General features: G+C 58.1%; 18 protein-coding genes and 1 tRNA gene. 5 read left to right on the top strand and 14 right to left on the bottom strand.

The genetic code is table 11. The features are described from left to right. Positions 1-107 precede the first annotated feature (107 nt). The 6 genes from B7444_RS10330 to B7444_RS10305 all read right to left on the bottom strand — a co-directional run bounded on the left by B7444_RS10330 (position 108) and on the right by B7444_RS10305 (position 6,641). A tRNA-Glu gene (locus tag B7444_RS10330) sits at positions 108-183 on the bottom strand. 41 nt (positions 184-224) lie between these two features. Beyond that, positions 225-2,024 (bottom strand): single-stranded-DNA-specific exonuclease RecJ, encoded by a 1,800-nt coding sequence (gene recJ, locus B7444_RS10325; protein ID WP_007284497.1) that lies wholly within the window; start codon positions 2,022-2,024, stop codon positions 225-227. Positions 2,025-2,034: 10 nt separating this feature from the next. Continuing rightward, positions 2,035-3,036, bottom strand: coding sequence for a class II fructose-bisphosphatase (gene glpX / locus B7444_RS10320; protein ID WP_007284496.1), 1,002 nt, complete (start codon positions 3,034-3,036; stop codon positions 2,035-2,037). Then, positions 3,033-4,322, bottom strand: a complete 1,290-nt coding sequence (locus B7444_RS10315) for a homoserine dehydrogenase (RefSeq protein ID WP_007284495.1) — start codon at positions 4,320-4,322, stop codon at positions 3,033-3,035. Before B7444_RS10315 ends, glpX begins: the two co-directional genes overlap by 4 nt. Next, complete coding sequence (locus B7444_RS10310) at positions 4,319-5,545, bottom strand: LL-diaminopimelate aminotransferase (protein WP_007284494.1); 1,227 nt, start codon at positions 5,543-5,545, stop codon at positions 4,319-4,321. The genes B7444_RS10315 and B7444_RS10310 overlap by 4 nt, the downstream gene beginning before the upstream one ends. 97 nt (positions 5,546-5,642) lie before the next feature. Then, positions 5,643-6,641 (bottom strand): OmpA family protein, encoded by a 999-nt coding sequence (locus B7444_RS10305; RefSeq protein WP_035729832.1) that lies wholly within the window; start codon positions 6,639-6,641, stop codon positions 5,643-5,645. Positions 6,642-6,809: 168 nt separating this feature from the next. Here B7444_RS10305 and B7444_RS10295 point away from each other — a divergent pair, with 168 nt between their 5' ends. Then, positions 6,810-7,451, top strand: a complete 642-nt coding sequence (locus B7444_RS10295; protein ID WP_029495656.1) for an ATP-dependent Clp protease proteolytic subunit — start codon at positions 6,810-6,812, stop codon at positions 7,449-7,451. Positions 7,452-7,504: 53 nt separating this feature from the next. Beyond that, positions 7,505-8,494: a ferritin family protein gene (locus tag B7444_RS10290; protein WP_007284591.1), complete on the top strand. Its 990-nt coding sequence runs from the start codon at positions 7,505-7,507 to the stop codon at positions 8,492-8,494. A gap of 357 nt (positions 8,495-8,851) precedes the next feature. On the opposite strand, the gene recA is transcribed toward B7444_RS10290, so the two are convergent. From recA to B7444_RS10255, 7 genes are all read right to left on the bottom strand, one after another. Further along, entirely contained in the window at positions 8,852-9,886 is a 1,035-nt protein-coding gene (gene recA / locus B7444_RS10285; RefSeq protein ID WP_007284589.1) for a recombinase RecA, read from the bottom strand. Between the two features lie 176 nt (positions 9,887-10,062). Continuing rightward, positions 10,063-11,139 (bottom strand): EscU/YscU/HrcU family type III secretion system export apparatus switch protein, encoded by a 1,077-nt coding sequence (locus tag B7444_RS10280; protein ID WP_007284587.1) that lies wholly within the window; start codon positions 11,137-11,139, stop codon positions 10,063-10,065. Between the two features lie 3 nt (positions 11,140-11,142). After that, positions 11,143-11,970: a flagellar biosynthetic protein FliR gene (locus B7444_RS10275; protein ID WP_035729834.1), complete on the bottom strand. Its 828-nt coding sequence runs from the start codon at positions 11,968-11,970 to the stop codon at positions 11,143-11,145. Beyond that, positions 11,967-12,239 (bottom strand): flagellar biosynthetic protein FliQ, encoded by a 273-nt coding sequence (locus B7444_RS10270; protein ID WP_007284585.1) that lies wholly within the window; start codon positions 12,237-12,239, stop codon positions 11,967-11,969. Before B7444_RS10270 ends, B7444_RS10275 begins: the two co-directional genes overlap by 4 nt. A 3-nt stretch (positions 12,240-12,242) precedes the next feature. Next, entirely contained in the window at positions 12,243-12,560 is a 318-nt protein-coding gene (locus tag B7444_RS10265; RefSeq protein WP_007284584.1) for a flagellar hook-basal body complex protein FliE, read from the bottom strand. Positions 12,561-12,563: 3 nt separating this feature from the next. Next, positions 12,564-12,971 carry a flagellar basal body rod protein FlgC gene (flgC, locus tag B7444_RS10260; RefSeq protein ID WP_007284583.1) on the bottom strand — a complete coding sequence of 136 codons (408 nt, stop codon included), beginning with the start codon at positions 12,969-12,971 and terminating at the stop codon, positions 12,564-12,566. Between the two features lie 13 nt (positions 12,972-12,984). Further along, entirely contained in the window at positions 12,985-13,377 is a 393-nt protein-coding gene (locus tag B7444_RS10255; RefSeq protein ID WP_007284582.1) for a flagellar basal body rod protein FlgB, read from the bottom strand. A gap of 208 nt (positions 13,378-13,585) precedes the next feature. On the opposite strand from B7444_RS10255, the gene B7444_RS10250 reads away from it, so the two are divergent. Then, positions 13,586-13,879 carry a flagellar biosynthetic protein FliO gene (locus B7444_RS10250; protein ID WP_007284581.1) on the top strand — a complete coding sequence of 98 codons (294 nt, stop codon included), beginning with the start codon at positions 13,586-13,588 and terminating at the stop codon, positions 13,877-13,879. Then, positions 13,876-14,613: a flagellar type III secretion system pore protein FliP gene (gene fliP, locus B7444_RS10245; RefSeq protein ID WP_007284580.1), complete on the top strand. Its 738-nt coding sequence runs from the start codon at positions 13,876-13,878 to the stop codon at positions 14,611-14,613. The genes B7444_RS10250 and fliP overlap by 4 nt, the downstream gene beginning before the upstream one ends. A gap of 2 nt (positions 14,614-14,615) precedes the next feature. Here fliP and B7444_RS10240 read toward each other — a convergent pair whose 3' ends face one another. After that, positions 14,616-16,007, bottom strand: coding sequence for a gamma-glutamyltransferase (locus B7444_RS10240; RefSeq protein ID WP_186810590.1), 1,392 nt, complete (start codon positions 16,005-16,007; stop codon positions 14,616-14,618). A 152-nt stretch (positions 16,008-16,159) separates the two neighbouring features. Here B7444_RS10240 and B7444_RS10235 point away from each other — a divergent pair, with 152 nt between their 5' ends. Continuing rightward, positions 16,160-16,975 (top strand): DsbA family protein, encoded by an 816-nt coding sequence (locus tag B7444_RS10235; protein WP_007284578.1) that lies wholly within the window; start codon positions 16,160-16,162, stop codon positions 16,973-16,975. Positions 16,976-17,108 lie beyond the last annotated feature (133 nt).

Below are 17,108 nucleotides of genomic sequence, written 5' to 3'. Positions count from 1 at the left end.
TGAGACGGAATCGTCATTGGTCCAGAATTGGTCCAAAATCGCTACTTAATTTTTTTGTTTTGGCGCCCGATACAGCTCTAAATTACTGATATCATTACCAAAAAAATTGGTGTCCCGTACGGGATTCGAACCCGTGTTGCCGCCGTGAAAGGGCAGTGTCCTAGGCCTCTAGACGAACGGGACTGGAGGCGTGAGCGGGTGTATAAGGGGGTTCATTTCTGCCGTCAAGCACCTGAAACGTCAGAAATGAAAAAAGTTAGATTTTGTCGTTCCTGCCAGGTTTCGACCCTCAGATGTCCGGCCAGGTGCAGGAGCGGCATTGTGCGATCTTCAAGCAAAGAAACGTAGGGCTTGTCGCCCGCGCGGAAGACCAGCGCCTTCAGGCGTGTCCCGCCATCTTCGCCTTGGAACATCAGGCGCAGGGTGTTGCCATCCTTGCCGATGCGATCACTTTTGACGCATCGGACATTGCTGATCGCCAGAACCGGCTCTTCATTGCCGGGGCCAAAAGGTGCCAGACGTGCCAGTTGTGAAGCGACTTCGAGCGAGGCGCCGCGCAAGGTCAGAAGCCCGTCTATGCGGAGCGCTTCCTGTACAGGGAGTGCGCGGGCCTCTGATAATGTGGCGTCCAGAAATTCGTGAAAGACCGTGGCATTGTCTGCGGTCAGGGAAAAGCCGGCTGCCATGGCATGACCGCCCCCAGTGACCAGAAGCCCGGACTGGCGGGCGGTAATGATCGCGGCTCCGATGTCGAGCCCCGGCACGGACCGTGCAGATCCCTTGATGATTCCATCCGCAAAAGCCCCTACAAGGGCAGGGCGGTTGAATCGTTCCTTCAGACGTCCCGCGACAATTCCCACGACACCCGGATGCCATGTCTCTCCGTGTAGAAAGATAACAGCGTGGCCGTCTTCAATCTGCTGTTCGGCCTGTTCCATGGCCTGAGCCAGAATGTCGGCTTCCACACTCTGGCGCTGGCGATTGACGCTATCAAGTTCATCCGCCAGAGCCCGGGCTTCGACCACGTCGTCAGACAGGAGGAGGCGCAGGCCCAGATTGGCCTTGGCAATCCGGCCACCGGCATTGATCCGGGGGCCAAGCGCAAAGCCGCAGGCCATGGCGCTGGCTTCTTCCTTTACGCCTGCCACGGAAGAGAGAGTCGCCAGACCGAGGCGTTCTCCACGCCCCATTACACGTAGCCCTTGCATGACAAGGGCGCGGTTCAGACCCGTCAGGGGCATGACATCGCAGATCGTGGCGAGGGCCGCGAGATCAAGGCGCTTGAGAAGGTCGGGTGGTTGACGTCCATCCGTGAACCAACCTTCGCGCCTGAGCAGTCGGGCGGTAGCGACCATCGTCAGGAAGGCGACGGCCGTCGCGCAAATCGTTCCGAGGGCCGATGTGCAATCCAGCCTGTTCGGATTGACCACGATGCCCTTTGGCAGAATGGAGCCGTCTGGCTTGTGGTGATCCAGAACAATGACGTCGGTCTGCCCATGGAAGCCGTTCAGAATGTCGATGGCGGCTGTTCCACAGTCGATGCAGACCAAAAGTGTCGCGCCCTCGGCGACAAGTTTTTCCAGAGCAGGCGTGTTAGGGCCGTAGCCCTCGGTCATCCGATCGGGAATATGTGTGCTGACCGTGCAGCCCATTTCACGAAGCGTATCGCAGACCAGTGCGGTGCCGCAGGCCCCATCGACGTCATAATCGCCGAAAAGACCCACATGCTCCCGATTGCGAACAGCCTCCGCCAGTCGGGCAGCGGCCGCGTCCATATCCTGTAAACAGGATGGGTCAGGCATAAGGTCGCGGAGGCGTGGGTCCAGAAAGGACGCCGCGTCCGTGGCAGTGACGCCACGGGCTGTCAGGATACGGGCCAGAAGTTCTGGAATGGCCGCGCGCTGGGCCAGACCTAGGGCGAGGCGGTTATCCGCCTCTGCCAGACGTGGATCGCGCCAGATCCACCGACGGTTGCCTGCGCTGCGGGATACTCCAAGAACCAGGCCCGTATCGTCTTCTAACATGCTACTCCATTCAGGATGGTCGATTTGTCTTCAGGCTGAAGTCATGATGGCTTTCAATATAGCGAACTGTGCCTGATTTTGAACGCATGACAATTGAATGCGTCTTGGCGCGGGTTGGACTGATCCGTTCCACACCCTTCAGCAGAGAGCCGGTGGTGACGCCTGTAGCGCTAAACAAAACGTGACCGGCGGCCATGTCGTGCAGCCCAAGAAGACGCGTGGGGTCTTTGCCATCAGCCATTTCGCGGGCGCGTTCACGCTGTGCATCGTCTTCGAACAGCAGGCGACCCTGCATCTGACCATTCATGCAGCGGATTGCTGCGGCTGCCAGAACACCCTCAGGAGCACCGCCGGAACCAGCGTAAAGATCCACACCACCGCCATCGATGCAAGTGGCGATTGCTGCAGCAACGTCACCATCGCTTAGAAGCTGAACGCGGGCACCAGCCTGGCGGGCGCGGGCAATCAGTTCTTGGTGGCGTTCGCGGTCCAGCGTACAGAGCACGAGGTCTGACACGTCGCGCTTCTTGGCTTTAGCAAGGCTGCGCAGGTTTTCTTCGATGGAAGAATCCAGATTGACGACACCGTCCGGCAGGTCCGGTCCGACGACGATCTTTTCCATGTAGATGTCTGGAGCGTGCAGGAACTTGCCGCGCTCGGCGAGGGCGACGACCGTAATGGCGTTCGGCAGGCTCTTGGCGCAGAGGTTCGTGCCCTCAAGCGGATCGACCGCGATGTCCATGGCGGGGCCGCCGGAGCCGACCTTTTCACCGATGTAAAGCATCGGTGCTTCGTCCATTTCGCCTTCGCCAATGGTCACGATGCCATCAATGGCAACCGTATCAAAGGCAGCGCGCATGGCCTGAACGGCCGCACCATCGGCGTCGTTTTTCAGGCCGCGGCCTGTCCAGCGGTCAGAGGCGATGGCCGCCGCTTCCGTGACGCGGACAAGCTCCAGCGCCAGGTTGCGGTCGGTAACGCGGTAGGGAAGAACACTTGTGGGATCGATCACTGGAGAGAATCCTCGATCTTGAGCACTAAAGGAGCTCCATTAACGACTGGGAGCGCGGAAAGTGCTGTTATAGCTGCAGAAATAGCCTTTTCTGGGGCCTGATGGGTCACCAGGGCCAGATGTGCACGTCCCGCCGCAGCGTCATGTTGCGAGACGAAGTGCACGGAAACATCATGGTCACGGAGAACGGATGTCAGATCGGCCATGACACCGGAACGATCTTCCACATCCAGACGGATATAGAATGCGCTCTTCAATTCCCCGAGACTTGTGCAGGGCACAGGCGCCGGAGTGTCTTTGACACCCCAGACCGGGAGATCTGCCCCGCGGGCAAGGTCGATCAGGTCTGCGACCACGGCGCTTGCAGTCGGGCCTTCGCCGGCGCCACGGCCGGAAATTGTAATGGGACCGCTGAAAGGCCCCTGTGTGGTGACGGCATTGAAGACCCCTTCCACGGCGGCAATGGCTGCCTTGGCAGGGACGAGGCATGGGCGGACCCATGCTTCGATCCCGTTATCCCCGGTGGCGCGAGCCATACCGAGCAGTTTGATACGGTATCCCAGTTCATTGGCGAACGTCAGGTCCGAAGCTGTCACATCTCGGATACCGTGGACGGGGAGGGTGTCGAATACGATGGGCTGAAACGCAATCCCGGTGAGGATGGCCAGCTTGTGAGCGGTGTCCCAGCCATCTACATCCGTGGAAGGCTCGGCCTCGGCGTATCCCTTGGCCTGGGCTTCCGTCAGCACATCTCCGAAATCGCGACCCGTCGTGCGCATTTCCGTGAGGATATAGTTGCAGGTTCCGTTCAGGATGCCACCAACGCTGTCGAGATGGTCCGCAGCCAGTCCTTCGCGGACGAGCTTGATCGCCGGAATGCCACCAGCGACAGCAGCTTCAAAGAAAAGTGGAGCGGCATTTTCAGCGGAGAGGCGCGTCAGTTCCGAACCATGCAGGGCTACGAGCGCCTTGTTGGCCGTCACGACAGGCACACCACGCGTCAGGGCAGTTTCCACCATGTCGCGTGCCGGACCTTCAGAACCACCGATCAACTCGACAGCAACGTCGATATCGGGGTCCTGCGCGACGGACACGGCGTCGTCATGCCAGCGCATGCTGGACAGATCGACGCCACGGTCCTTGTTCCGGCTGCGTGCCGTGACCGCAACCACTTCGATCGGCCGGCCGGCCCGGGCCGTAATCGTTTCGGCATTCTTCTGAAGAAGACGAATGACGCCGACACCGACAGTCCCTAGTCCGGCCAGTCCGATCCGCAGTGGTTTCACGATGATGCAGCTCCAAGAAGGTCAGCGGTCGATGCGCCGGCACCGTGCCGGCTCATGAAGCTCTTGATGGCCCGCGTCGCCTGACGCAGCCGCTGAGTATTTTCAACAAGTCCAATCCGGACGAACCCTTCGCCATATTCGCCAAAGCCCAGACCTGGCGCGACGGCCACGCCTGCTTCCTTCAGAAGAAGTTTGGAGAATTCTACGCTTCCCATTTCTGCGAAAGCAGGCGGAATGGGGGCCCATGCGAACATGGATCCGGCGGGGGCGGGGACATCCCAGCCAGCGGCGCTCAGGCCACGGAGCAGAACGTCCCGGCGATCCTTGTACATGGCGCGGATGTCAGACACGTAGTCCTGCGGGCCGTTCAGCGCGGCGACAGAGGCAACCTGGATTGGCGTGAAGGCGCCGTAATCCAGATAGGACTTGATACGCGTCAGTGCCTGGATCAGTTTCGGATTGCCGACGGCAAAGCCCATACGCCAGCCAGCCATGGAATACGTTTTGGACATGGAGGTGAACTCCACGGCCACATCCTTCGCGCCCGGTACGGCCAGCAGGGATGGCGGCGGCTCGGCATCGTTGAAGTAGATCTCGCTATAGGCGAGGTCCGACAGGATCCAGATGTTTTCCCGGCGCGCGAAGGCCACGATTTCTTTGTAGAAATCGAGATTGGCGACAAATGCCGTCGGGTTGGACGGGAAGTTGACGATCAGGGCCGTCGGCTTCGGCACGGAATGGCGCACGGCGCGATCCAGCGCGCGCAGCATGTCCTCATCCGGTGTGGCCGGAATGGAACGGACGGAAGCGCCTGCAATGATGAACCCGAACTGGTGGATGGGGTAGGACGGGTTCGGCACGAGGATCGTATCGCCGGGGCTGGTGATGGCGGCTGCCAGATTGGCAAGGCCTTCCTTGGATCCCAGTGTTGCGATGACTTCCGTTTCCGGATCGACGGAGACGTTGAAGCGGCGCTCATAGTAGTTCGCCATGGCGCGGCGCAGACCGGGGATACCACGGCTGACGGAATAGCCATGCGCCCGTGGGTTGCCTACGGTTTCCACCAGTTTCTGCACGACATGAGCCGGCGGAGCACTGTCCGGATTACCCATCCCAAGATCAATGATGTCCTCACCGGCCGCTCGCGCGGCTGCCTTGGCCTTGTTCACTTCAGCGAACACATAGGGCGGCAGGCGGCGGATGCGGTGGAACTCTTCGGTCATGACCAGCTCAGGGTGAGAAGATTAAAGGGGAGGGCACGATAGACAGGTTTTTCCGTGAGAGGAACAGTCCTTTAAGACATGCTCCTTTCAGGCCTGATCAGCCGCCATTCCGGACACGAACACCATCACCGATGGCCTCGGCACGCAGGATGATCGCCGATGCAGGGACGCCGCGCTTTATGAGTGCATCCGCAACCGTGCGGGCGCGCAAAAGGCCAAGGGCAATCTCACGGCTCTGATCAGCTGTGGACAGACCTGCATCTGCGCTCATGGCTGCGCCAAAGCCCAGAATCGTAATTTTCTGCTTGCCGCGCTGGGAGATGATCCTCTGGTAGTCGCCTGACGGGTCACCCACAACGTGATCTGTTGAAGGCTGGAAGCGAATCAAGGTGCCGTCAGGTGTGGAGGTATCAATATCCGGACGCAGAGGGCCCCTCAGGTTTGCATCCTGCGGAATATCAAAACCGGGAAACTGCGGCGGGGGCGGCGGAAGAGCACCAATCTGCGGAAATTCTCCCGGTGGTGTGGGCGGGATCGAGGCAGCAACAACAGGAGGAAGCTGGGCTTCTGACGCTGTGGGCTGCGGTGTCTTTGATGCAGGGGCAGACTTGGTGGCGGACGTAGGTGTGCCTGGAGCCGGACTGGCAGGGGGTGTGGCGTCTGCTGGCTGGCCAACCGATGTCATGGTCAGATTGTTCTGTTCTTCCGGCTCTGTTCCTGTCGGATTGACGGCAGATGGCGCCGTTTTCGGCGGCGGGGGCGGTATTGTGGGAAGTGTGCCCTGAGCGGCACTTTCGCGCTGGGCCAGATTGCGCTGCGCTTCAAGTTGCATGGTCAGGTTAACGCGCGCCTCGGGAGACGGCATTTCCGGATTTTTGGTCGGGGTACGGCCGACATGCGGGTATGGCAGGTTCTGTCCTGGCGGCGGCGGACGCAGCTTGGCGATCTCTCCGCCCTCAAAGCTGTGCCACCACCCGGCGGGTACATCGACGGGATCCTGATGCTGGCAGGCAGTAAAGAGGGGCGTGGCCAGCAGCAGCATGAACGGGATCTTTCCCGCGTTTCTGCGCGTTACCGCTTTCCCGGGATGCGTCATGTTCCCTGAACCCACTGTGCCGTTCCTGCCTTCGCAAAATCTCTGAACAGGGCGGAGACTAGCCGTTCGTGATCGGGATGGCGAGAGTTCGTCTTTCCCGGACTTGGCATGAAGGCAAACGAAGAGCAGGATAGGGGGATGAAGACGCACGATGGATCTGGAAACGACATGGACATCACCAGAATGACCCTTACCCGTCTGGACGACGAGCCCGATGCCCCAGAGGCGCCGGAAGACGACAACAAGACGCTGAACAGCCCGATCAGCGAACTCGAAAGCCGCCTGTTCGACCAGCGCAAGGTTCTGATCTTTGGTGGGATCAATGACAAGATCGCGCGTGACGTCACGGGGCGTCTGCTGGCGCTCGCCGGGTCGTCTGACAAGCCGATCGATGTGTATGTGAATTCTCCCGGCGGTCATGTGGAAAGTGGTGACACGATCCATGACATGATCCGCTTCGTGGATTCGATCGCCCCGATCAACATGATCGGCACCGGCTGGGTCGCTTCCGCCGGTGCGCTGATCTATGCAGCTGGCCGCCCGGAGCGTCGCGTCTGCCTGCCGAATACGCGCTTCCTCCTGCATCAGCCGATGGGTGGTGTGCGTGGTCCGGCAACGGATATCGACATCGAGGCCCGCGAGATCATCAAGATGCGCGAGCGTCTGAACAGGATCTTCGCCAAGGAAACCGGACAGACCTACGAGAAGGTCGCCAAGGATACGGACCGCAACTACTGGATGTCCGCGAAGGAAGCGATCGAGTACGGGCTTGTGCACCGTATCATCCACTCCGCGACCGATCTTAAGTAAAACGACAAGCTCCAAGGGGCACGGCGTGCCGCAGGGCACGCCGCGAAAATATCATGAAAAGCCTGGCTGACATCTATTCCCACCTTCCCGACGCACCGTCGGAGAAGACGCTTGAACGCGTCGATTACGAAGCGCGTCACTGGAGCAGCCCGATCAAGGGGCCTCTCAAGCCGGGAACGGAAGAGCACAAGAAGGCCGTCGCGCAGATGTTCCGCGATACGTTCAATCCGTACAAGCCATCTGTCATCGACTGGCCAGAACTTGACCCCGAGACGCTGCACCGCATCACGTCCCTGCCAATCTGGGACATTGCCGTGCAGACCGAGGGCAAGGCCCGTCTGCGAATGGCTGCCTATGCCGCGATGATTGACGACCCGGACATGAAGGACGCCCTGTCCCGCAATGCCTGGGAAGAGAACCGGCACAAGGAAGTTCTGAGTAAGCTGGTTGAGGCTTACAAGATTCCGATGGCGCCTGAGCCTCCGTATGTGGAGCCGAAAGACACGGAATGGGCCTATCTGGTTACAGGTTTCTCCGAATGCGTGGACAGCTTTTTCGCATTCGGTTTGTTCGCCCTGGCTGAACGCGCCGGTCTGTTCCCAATGGAACTGATCGAAACGTTCGAACCTGTCATGCAGGAAGAGTGCCGTCACATCCTGCTCTTTGCGAACTGGCTGGCCTGGCACCGTGCGACGATGCCGTTCTGGAAGCGCCCGTGGTTTGAACTGCGTGTCATTGGCGTCTGGATGTTCCTGGCTTACGAGCGCATGGGCTTGGCCCGTTCCATTGATGACAATGGTGAAGAGCATACGCAGGACAACAACTTCACGGTGACCGGCGCCAAGGACATGACGAATATCGACATCAAGGTTCCTGAGCTGATGCAGCTCTGCCTTGATGAAAATGATCGTCGCTTCGCAGGGTATGATCCGCGTTTGTTGCGTCCTACCACAACGCCAGCGATTGCGCGTGCGATCATCAAAGGCGCCAAGTTCTGGGGCTGCCTGAAAAACAAATTTTGCCCGGTTAAGTCAGTTGCCTGAAGACCGATTTTAACATTCCGAGCTTTCGGGAAGAGAAGAAGACAGGTTCGCCTGTCCTCTTTTTTTGTGTCTTGATTTACTCTGGAACCTTGGTGGGCGGATAAGGCAGAGGAAAAGCTGCATTCAAGGCAATCGGAACCCGCTTATATGGCCAGGCCCCAGTTTTCACTGATGTGTCAGCCGGATGCTCAAAAGGTCAAGGTGACGAATGAAGAACTGATCTTTGATCTGATCTATGTGTTTCGTTATCAGTGTTCTCGCAGGGCAAAGCCTGAAGGAGAAATCCTTACAGGCCGCTGACGGAAACTGACCGAGAACCGATGAGGCTCCGGTAAGGAGCCTCATTAATGCTCAAGCTCAGTCGTCGCTCGAAGCTTCATCACCTTCAGGTCCAACCATCAAAGCGTCCGCTACGACACCGGCATCAGAGCGAATGCGGCGTTCGATCTCGCTGGACATTTCTGGATGCTCGCGCAGGAACAGCTTGGCGTTCTCGCGGCCCTGTCCAATACGCTGGCTGTCAAAGGAGAACCAGGCGCCCGATTTCTCGACGATGTTGGCTTTTACACCAAGATCGAGCAGTTCGCCCATCTTGCTGATACCTTCACCATACATGATGTCGAACTCAACCTGACGGAACGGAGGCGCCATCTTGTTCTTGACGACTTTCACGCGCGTCTGGTTGCCGACGACTTCATCCTTGTCCTTGATGGATCCGATGCGGCGAATATCCAGGCGGATCGAAGAGTAGAATTTTAGTGCATTGCCGCCCGTCGTTGTTTCCGGGTTTCCGAACATCACGCCAATCTTCATGCGGATCTGGTTCAGGAAGATGACCAGTGTGTTCGAGCGGGACACGGTGCCTGTCAGTTTGCGCAGTGCCTGACTCATGAGACGCGCATGCAGACCGACATGGCTGTCGCCCATATCCCCTTCCAGTTCTGCGCGGGGCACCAGAGCCGCTACGGAATCCACGACAAGCACATCAACAGCGCCGGAACGAACCAGCGTATCGCAGATCTCCAGCGCCTGTTCACCGGCATCGGGCTGGCTTAGCAGAAGCTCATCGATGTTGACGCCAAGCTTGCGGGCGTAGCCGGGGTCCAGAGCGTGTTCGGCGTCAATGAACGCAACGGTTCCGCCTTTCTTCTGAGCTTCCGCCAGAACATGCAGGGCTAATGTCGTCTTGCCCGAACTTTCCGGGCCATAGATTTCGACAATACGGCCGCGCGGCATGCCACCGATACCCAGGGCGATATCAAGCCCCAGAGAACCGGTTGAAATGACGTCGGCCTGTTCCTTGGGACGCTGGCCCATTCGCATGATGGACCCTTTGCCGAATGCGCGCTCGATCTGGCTGAGTGCGCCCTCAAGCGCCTTGGTCTTGTCCATTCAATCCTCGTAATCGCTCATGGCTGGCAGGTTGGAACACGATAGACCGCACCACACCTGCCGCATAGGGCAGATTTCATTCTGTGAGGGCGTTGTGTTCGCAAATGTTCTGGTCTGCATATTATGATCCAGTGCATTTTCGCCAAGAGGGAAACGCCAGAAATAAGATTCTTTTTTTATTGTATGGGCGCGCTCCGGCTTCCGGGTCTTTTGAGCTTCCAGACATATGCAATGATTGCTGCGACAACCTTGAAATGCTCAGCTGGAATTTCACTGTCCAAAGGGAGAGGGAACAGTGCGCGGGCCAGAGGAGGGTTTGCGACGATTGGAACCCGATGATCCTGCGCGGCCTCCCGGATGCGGGCCGCCATGTCATCCATACCTTTGGCGACAATCTTCGGAGCACTGGAAGCCCCTTTTTCGTAGACAAGTGCCACGGAGTAGTGCGTCGGGTTCGTCACGACGACGGTCGCGGTTTTCACGGCCTCCATCATGCGTTGTTTGGCGCGTCGGGCTCGCAGGGCTTTGAGCCGCCCTTTGACGTGTGGATCCCCTTCAGTGTTGCGATATTCTTCCTTGAGCTCCTCGCGGCTCATTTTCAGCTTGGCCGTATGACGGAACCGCATCCAGAAGATGTCGCCACCAGCAATAACGAGTTGAGCCAGCGCCATGCTGATGGCTCCGCTGAGGCCCAGATGAGCAATCTTTGTCAGGATGGCACTTGTTGTGAGGCCAGTCATACTACGGGCATCGGGGATGACACCCTTAGCGAGGTGCCAGAGTACCGTTGTAAAAATGACCAGCTTGGCAAGGGCTTTGAAAGTGTCTGGCAGGGTTCCGCCGCCAAGAATTCTTGTCAGGCCACCCATGGGCGAAACGCGGGACATTTTAGGCAATAGGGAAGCCGGGTGAACTAGAAACCCTGTTTGCAGAAATCCGGCCGTCAAGGTTAGTGCGGTGACAAGACCTGCGACGGGAATGACCAGTTTCAGTCCGGCAATGATGCAATGTTCCGTAGCTGCCAGAAGGCCGCCCTGTACCATTGAGACCGTTCCTGCATTGGCCATCAGCCCCTGCATGCTATGGACAAAATCCGGGATAAGGAATGGAAGCAGCGTAAAGACGCCGAGTATGCCGCTCAAGAGGACGGTAAAGCTCATCGCTTCACGGGACAGAACAATCTGGCCGTCGTCCCGGGCTTTCTGAAGCCTTTGTTGGGAAGGGGCTTCTGTTCTGTCTTCTGCATCTGCCACGGGTTACAGGCCCGGCAGTGCGCGAAGTACGTCAAAAGCCTGTCCCTGCCAGACCGCAAGCAGGGCCTGAAGGGTCAGCCCCAGAAGGGCAATCCCTCCCAGCATCTGTAGAGGATTGGCTGCGTTGTAGATTTGCAGCGTAGGGAGCAGGCGCGTCATGATGCCGAGCATCATTTCCCAGACAAGGGAGAGGATCAGAAAGGGCGCGCTGAGTTCCAGCCCAAGTGTAAATGCCTTGCCGGTCATCTGAATGACGCTATGTGCAGCGTCTCCCAGAATAGGCCAATGAGCACTGGCCGTCTGCCCAAGCAGAGCGCCACCCGGTGGAATAAGGCCATAACTGCCAATCACGGCTCTGATCGGGAAAACATAGGCCCCCGTGATGAGCAGCATCAGGGGGGCAAGAAGGTTCATGAACCTTGCTGGAGCTGAACTGCCAGAGCCCAGATCGGGGTCCGGCTGGAGAACGCTGGAAATCCCGATAAACATGGCGATCATCTGGCCCGCGATGGGAAGCGCCATAGTGATGAGCCGCGCCAGCCAGCCGATCAGGACACCCGCAAAGAATTCAACGGCAATCATCCCTCCCAGTCCCAGAGGGCCCAAAGCATCCAGCCTGCCCATATTGAGCAGGGGGGCAACGAGAGGCAGGACCAGAAATGTCAGCGTCAAAGCAATTCCAGCCCGGCCCACCATCGGTAAAGACTGCTCACCAAGCCCCGGCATGACCATAACGGTCGCTCCTGTGCGGGAGAGCACGAGCAGGAAAGCTAGGGCCCACTCCGTAAGCGCAGGGCCAGCAAGATCTGTAGGCAGGAACGATGCCGTCACGTGGTGCCGACCAGAATGAGCTGATCAAACAGGTGGCGCGTGAATGTAAGGAGCGTTGCTGTCATGAAAGATCCCGCCATCATCATTACGGCACCAATAGCGATGACCTTTGGGACGAAAGACAGCGTGCTTTCATTGAGCTGCGTCACCGCCTGCACAAGAGAGACCAGCAACCCTACTACGAGAGCTGTCAGCAGGGCGGGTGCACTCAGCTTGAGAGCGACAATGAACGTTTGCTCGAGAATGGCACCCAGATCGATCGCCTGCATGGCTTAGATCGTCATTTTCATGACGTCCTGATATGCCTGCACCATCCGGTCCCGGATGACGGTTGAGGTCTGGAGTGCCAGTTGTGCATTGGACACGGCTGTGACGATCTGGGTCATGTCTCCGCCACCGTTCAGGCCAGCGGCCGACTGGGCTTCCGCATCATGGCCTGTTGCGATGACACTATTGACTGCCTGCGACATGACAGAGCCAAAGTCGTTGCCGGATGTTCCGTCAGGAACATCGTCCGTCACGCCTGTTTGAAGGCTGTTCTGCAGGCTCTGAGCGTAGGCACTATGGGCCTGGGAAAGGGATGTGATCATGGATTACTTCAGAAGATCGAGAGTGCGCGACAGCATGGTGCGCGAGCTCTGCATCGTATTGAGATTGGCTTCGTAGGAGCGTTCCGCTTCGCGCATGTCCATCATCTCCACCATGGAATCCACGTTGGAAATTTTCACGTAACCCTGCGCATCTGCGGCGGGATGTGAGGGGTCATATTTCGTCTGGAAATCTGACATGTCCTGACCGATGTCATGAACATCCACAGTTGATGCGCCGGTGTCATCGTCAACGTGCTCGGCAAAGGTGATTGTCTTGCGACGATAGGGATCTGCACCGGGTGTTGAGCCGGTCGTGTCCTGATTGGCCAGGTTTTCAGCCACGATGCGAAGGCGCTGGGCCTGCGCATCCATGCCGCTTGCAGAGATGCCAATCGTATTCGAGAGGTTCATGTGTCAGGGCGCCTTATTTGCCAAGAACCGTCTGGAACATGTTCATGTATTTTCCATAGATATTGACTGCGAGATGCTGCTGATCGTTGACGTCAGCCACCTGTTCCATCTGCTGATCCAGGGAAATCTGGTTTCCGTCCAGCGAGCTTTCGGAGTCCACTTCCCGTACGGATGTACCAGAGGCGCTGACCCCAATATGACCGGGCTGTGTCGCAACCGGTGTAATGTCGAACTGGCCTAAAGCCGCCTCAAAGGGGGAGACATCCCGGGGTTTGTAGTCGGGCGTATCTGCATTTGCGATGTTGCCTGCCAGAACCTGCTGACGTGCCTGGAGCCAGTTCAGACGGTCCTGACCCAGAGCAAACAGGTTCGTTCCACTGGCTGATGTGGTGTCCGTGTTGCGCATTGGTGCAGTTTTCCTCCCTGCGGTGCCGGGTAGCGGCTCGACAGAGAGGATCATGCCGGAAACATATTAATAAATGGTTGATGGTGGTTCCGATTCTGGGGTTTGGGGCGCCGCCGCGACGGGTATTAAAGAAAAAACGACCCGTTATTAGGCGTCTATTAATCTTTGGTCGGTATCATTCCCTTTAAAGTAAAGGAAACATGATGCCATGACCCTGCATGACGGTCTGACTGCCTGTTCGGCGCTGATGTTCGTAATCGTGCTGCTTGTTTGCCTCAAGCCTCTGTTGAAGCTTGTCTCGCCCCAGCGTGGTGGTCAGAAAGGGGGGAGTGCTGCTCTGTCTCTGGTGGGGCAGATGGCTCTGGATCGAACACGGCGTCTTTCGGTCGTGCGGTATGGCAGTCGTGAAGTTCTGGTTTTGACGGGGGGCAATCAGGACGTTCTGCTGGAATGGCAGAATGAAGGAGGGGCTTTTGCCGCTGCTCTGGAGGAGGCCTCGTGAAACGCTGGGTTGTTCTTGTTGTTCTGACACTTCCTTGTCTTTTTCCTCATCTGGCTCATGCGCAGGCAGTGAGTATTGACCTGGGGCAGTCTGGCGGAGCTGGCACTACCAGCCGTCTGGTGCAACTCAGTGCGCTCATTACTGTGTTGTCCCTTGCCCCCAGTCTTCTGGTCATGGTTACGGCCTTTACGCGGATCGTGATTGTTTTGTCGCTGCTGCGGAGTGCGCTTGGTGCGCAGGGTACGCCTCCCAATACGGTTCTGATTGGGTTAGCCCTTTTTCTGACTCTCTTCGTCATGCAGCCGACACTTCAGAAGTCCTGGGATGCCGGTGTGGCCCCGATGATGGCGGGTCAGGTCGGAGAAATGGAAGGGCTAAGCAAAGCTGCGCAGCCGTTTCATGATTTTATGGCTGCGACAGCACGGCCGGCCGATATTTCAACTTTTCTGAATATTGCTCATGAAAAGCCGCCGGAGAAAATTGTGGATACGCCTTGGCGTGTGCTGGTTCCGGCCTTCATGATCGGGGAACTGCGGCGCGGTTTTGAAATGGGGTTTCTACTGTATTTGCCATTTCTGGTCATCGATCTCGTCGTATCGAGTGTTCTGATGAGTCTTGGCATGATGATGCTCCCCCCCAGCACCGTGTCCCTGCCGTTCAAGCTGATCTTTTTCGTGATCGTGGACGGCTGGTCACTCGTGGCGGGGAGCCTGGTGCGAAGTTTTACCGGGTAATGTCAGTTCGTGGTGCCGGCAGAAAGTCCCGCGCCACGCGGGTCAGTGTTTCCGTGGCATGCGCTCCCGCTTGTGCAGGTGACGGCATTGACCCGGCCTGCACCGGAATGAGCAATCTCTGTACCCTGAGCGACTGCGCGTGCTGCATCACCGACCGCGTCAGCGGCATCGTTCTGGCCTGAAGCTGCAATTGCTGCGCGTAGACCACGACGATCACGCAGGATGGCAGCGGCCAGAAGAGGGCGAGGCGTTGAAGCTGGAGAGGCTCCCAGAACGATCCCGGTATTGCCAGCGATACGGCCTGTTCCGAAAAGGTTGTTTTCGCTCAGGCTGCACGCGACGGCCATGCCGTTGCGGTCGGTCACAACGAAAGATGTGGAGGCTGGCAGAGCAGGGAGGGAGCCACCACCGCTCTTGCCGCTATCCAGCGCGGCCTGTGCTGCAGCAATATCCGTTGCGCCGGAAGCGCGCCAGGAAGCAACTGCTCCCTGTGCCGAGGCACCCGTTGTGTAGTGAATAGCGGCCCCGAGACCTCCATCAGCGGGAGGTGCCAGGAAGGCTGCCGTAAGACCATTGGCCTGCGTCGTCAGGGCAACGGTCTGAACAGGAAGCGTCTTGCGCAGATCGTCATCGTTGAGGCGACCACCGGCTTTCTGGGCAGCCGTGACATAAACGTCCGCAAGGGCGCCATTGTAGAGATCGCCTATACCTGCGGACCGGACACGCTCCAGAAAGCCTGCGAGGCGCTGCTGGATCAGGCTATCACCTGCCGTAACCGTTCCTGTTTCACCACGCCCGAAGATAGCGCGGGCATTCTCGTCGGCCAGAAGTGCCGTGCGCACGACGGACAGGTCTGATGCGAGTGCGCGGCTGACGGTGATGCCATTGCTGGCAAGGTTCATCGCCGGAGCAATCAGATCATTGAATTCCACAGACCCATACTGATGCTGGATCAGGTAGAGGCCACGTAGCATGGCTGGCGTGGATGCGGGCCGGTCGCCACCCGCACTGGTGCCGGGAAGGGGCAGAAAGCTGATGCTTTCTGCGGCGGCATTGGGACGGGAAACGATGCAGGCGCCCCCCCCGCCAAATGATGCGCGGGATGGGAGTGTGACACCCAGAGCGATGGCTGTTGCAACCGCTGCATCGGCGGCATTGCCATTGCGGGCAAGAACGTCATGCCCGACCAGTGCTGCCTGAGGTTCGTCAGCGACGACTGTGCCGATGCTGCCGGTCAGGGCAGGGGCTGAAGCAGGCCCGACCAGAGAGTTGATACCTGGAATGCTGGAACACGCAGACAGGAGAAGTCCCGAGGCTACCGAAGCCAGAAGGATCGAGGCACGGCGTGCTTTAAGAATGCCGTGGATGGAAATCTGGTTTCGACGGTGCGCCACCTGGCGTTTCTCCACTATCTGGTCTTGGGTCCGGCAAGTGAGCTGTCCCAAGGAGGAAGCAGGACTCACATTCAGTTTTTTCAAGTCATAACGGCAATCGCGCTCTTGTGGGAGAGGTCTTGGCCGCTTCTCTTTGTGACAGTCTTTCTTTAATGCCCGGCTCCCGTTACGGTGCCCGGTCTTCTGCCAATCTGGAGCTTCCCGTGAAACATCGTCTGCTCGCAACGGCTTTTGCCGCTTTTTCCATGTTTTCCCTTGCCGGGAATGTGGCGGGAGCCGCGCCAGCAAGCCCGTCGGAGGCCTTCACGCCCGCCCAGCGTGCCGAGGTGGTTCAGATCCTTCGGCAGGCCCTGAAAGAAGATCCATCCATTCTGACGGATGCGATCAGTTCTCTCCGGGAAAAGGCAGAACGGCAGAAACAGGATTCGGCACTCGAGGCCATACGCGCCCATTTGCATGATCTGCAGACGGCGCCGGATTATGCGGTGCGTGGAAATCCGAAGGGCAGGATTACGGTTGTCGAATTCTATGATCCACGCTGCTCTTACTGCCGATCGATGATCCCGGAGGTAGACCGCTTTCTGGCCCGTCACCCGGACGTGCGATTTGTCGAGAAAGTTATTCCTGTGCTGGGAAGCGGAAGTGTTCTGGATACGCGTGCAATTTTCGCGGCGAGTACGCAGGGAAAATACGGCGTGATGCGGCAGGCGCTCATGGAAGATACGACAAAGCCGACCATGGATCGGATCATGGAACTGGCCAAGGCGAATGGTCTCGATGTTGATCGGCTCAAGACAGACATGAGTTCTGCAGCAACTGTGGCCCTGATCACCACAAATCTGGATCAGGGGCGTGCCATCGGCCTTGATGGAACGCCTACATTCATTTTCGGGGCCGCGGCGGTTGCCCCGGGTGCATTGAGTGCGGACCAGATGGATGCATTTCTGGAGCAGGCACGGAAATCCTGATTTCGTTACCTGATTTCTAAAGCCAAGATTTTCTGAAATCATACCTACCGCAGGTATTGAAGATTTTTATTTGCTGAAATGGCGGGTTTTTTTTAGGCTCAGGACCCATTGATTTTTGTAGGGAATTTTGATT

The sequence above is a fragment of the Gluconobacter thailandicus F149-1 = NBRC 100600 genome, from assembly GCF_000964465.1.
Taxonomy (GTDB): domain Bacteria; phylum Pseudomonadota; class Alphaproteobacteria; order Acetobacterales; family Acetobacteraceae; genus Gluconobacter; species Gluconobacter thailandicus.
Note: the sequence above shows the minus strand (reverse complement) of the source record. Positions and strands in the feature narration are given on the sequence as shown.

Bases quoted from the DNA above. Each gene is read 5' to 3' on its own strand.
- recJ (WP_007284497.1), bottom strand. From the start codon at position 2,024: ATGTTAGAAGACGATACGGGCCTGGTTCTTGGAGTATCCCGCAGCGCA.
- B7444_RS10310 (WP_007284494.1), bottom strand. From the start codon at position 5,545: ATGACCGAAGAGTTCCACCGCATCCGCCGCCTGCCGCCCTATGTGTTC.
- B7444_RS10305 (WP_035729832.1), bottom strand. From the start codon at position 6,641: ATGACGCATCCCGGGAAAGCGGTAACGCGCAGAAACGCGGGAAAGATC.
- B7444_RS10295 (WP_029495656.1), top strand. From the start codon at position 6,810: ATGGACATCACCAGAATGACCCTTACCCGTCTGGACGACGAGCCCGAT.
- B7444_RS10290 (WP_007284591.1), top strand. From the start codon at position 7,505: ATGAAAAGCCTGGCTGACATCTATTCCCACCTTCCCGACGCACCGTCG.
- recA (WP_007284589.1), bottom strand. From the start codon at position 9,886: ATGGACAAGACCAAGGCGCTTGAGGGCGCACTCAGCCAGATCGAGCGC.
- B7444_RS10270 (WP_007284585.1), bottom strand. From the start codon at position 12,239: ATGCAGGCGATCGATCTGGGTGCCATTCTCGAGCAAACGTTCATTGTC.
- B7444_RS10265 (WP_007284584.1), bottom strand. From the start codon at position 12,560: ATGATCACATCCCTTTCCCAGGCCCATAGTGCCTACGCTCAGAGCCTG.
- flgC (WP_007284583.1), bottom strand. From the start codon at position 12,971: ATGAACCTCTCGAATACGATTGGCATCTCTGCAAGCGGCATGGATGCG.
- B7444_RS10255 (WP_007284582.1), bottom strand. From the start codon at position 13,377: ATGCGCAACACGGACACCACATCAGCCAGTGGAACGAACCTGTTTGCT.
- B7444_RS10250 (WP_007284581.1), top strand. From the start codon at position 13,586: ATGACCCTGCATGACGGTCTGACTGCCTGTTCGGCGCTGATGTTCGTA.
- B7444_RS10235 (WP_007284578.1), top strand. From the start codon at position 16,160: ATGCCCGGCTCCCGTTACGGTGCCCGGTCTTCTGCCAATCTGGAGCTT.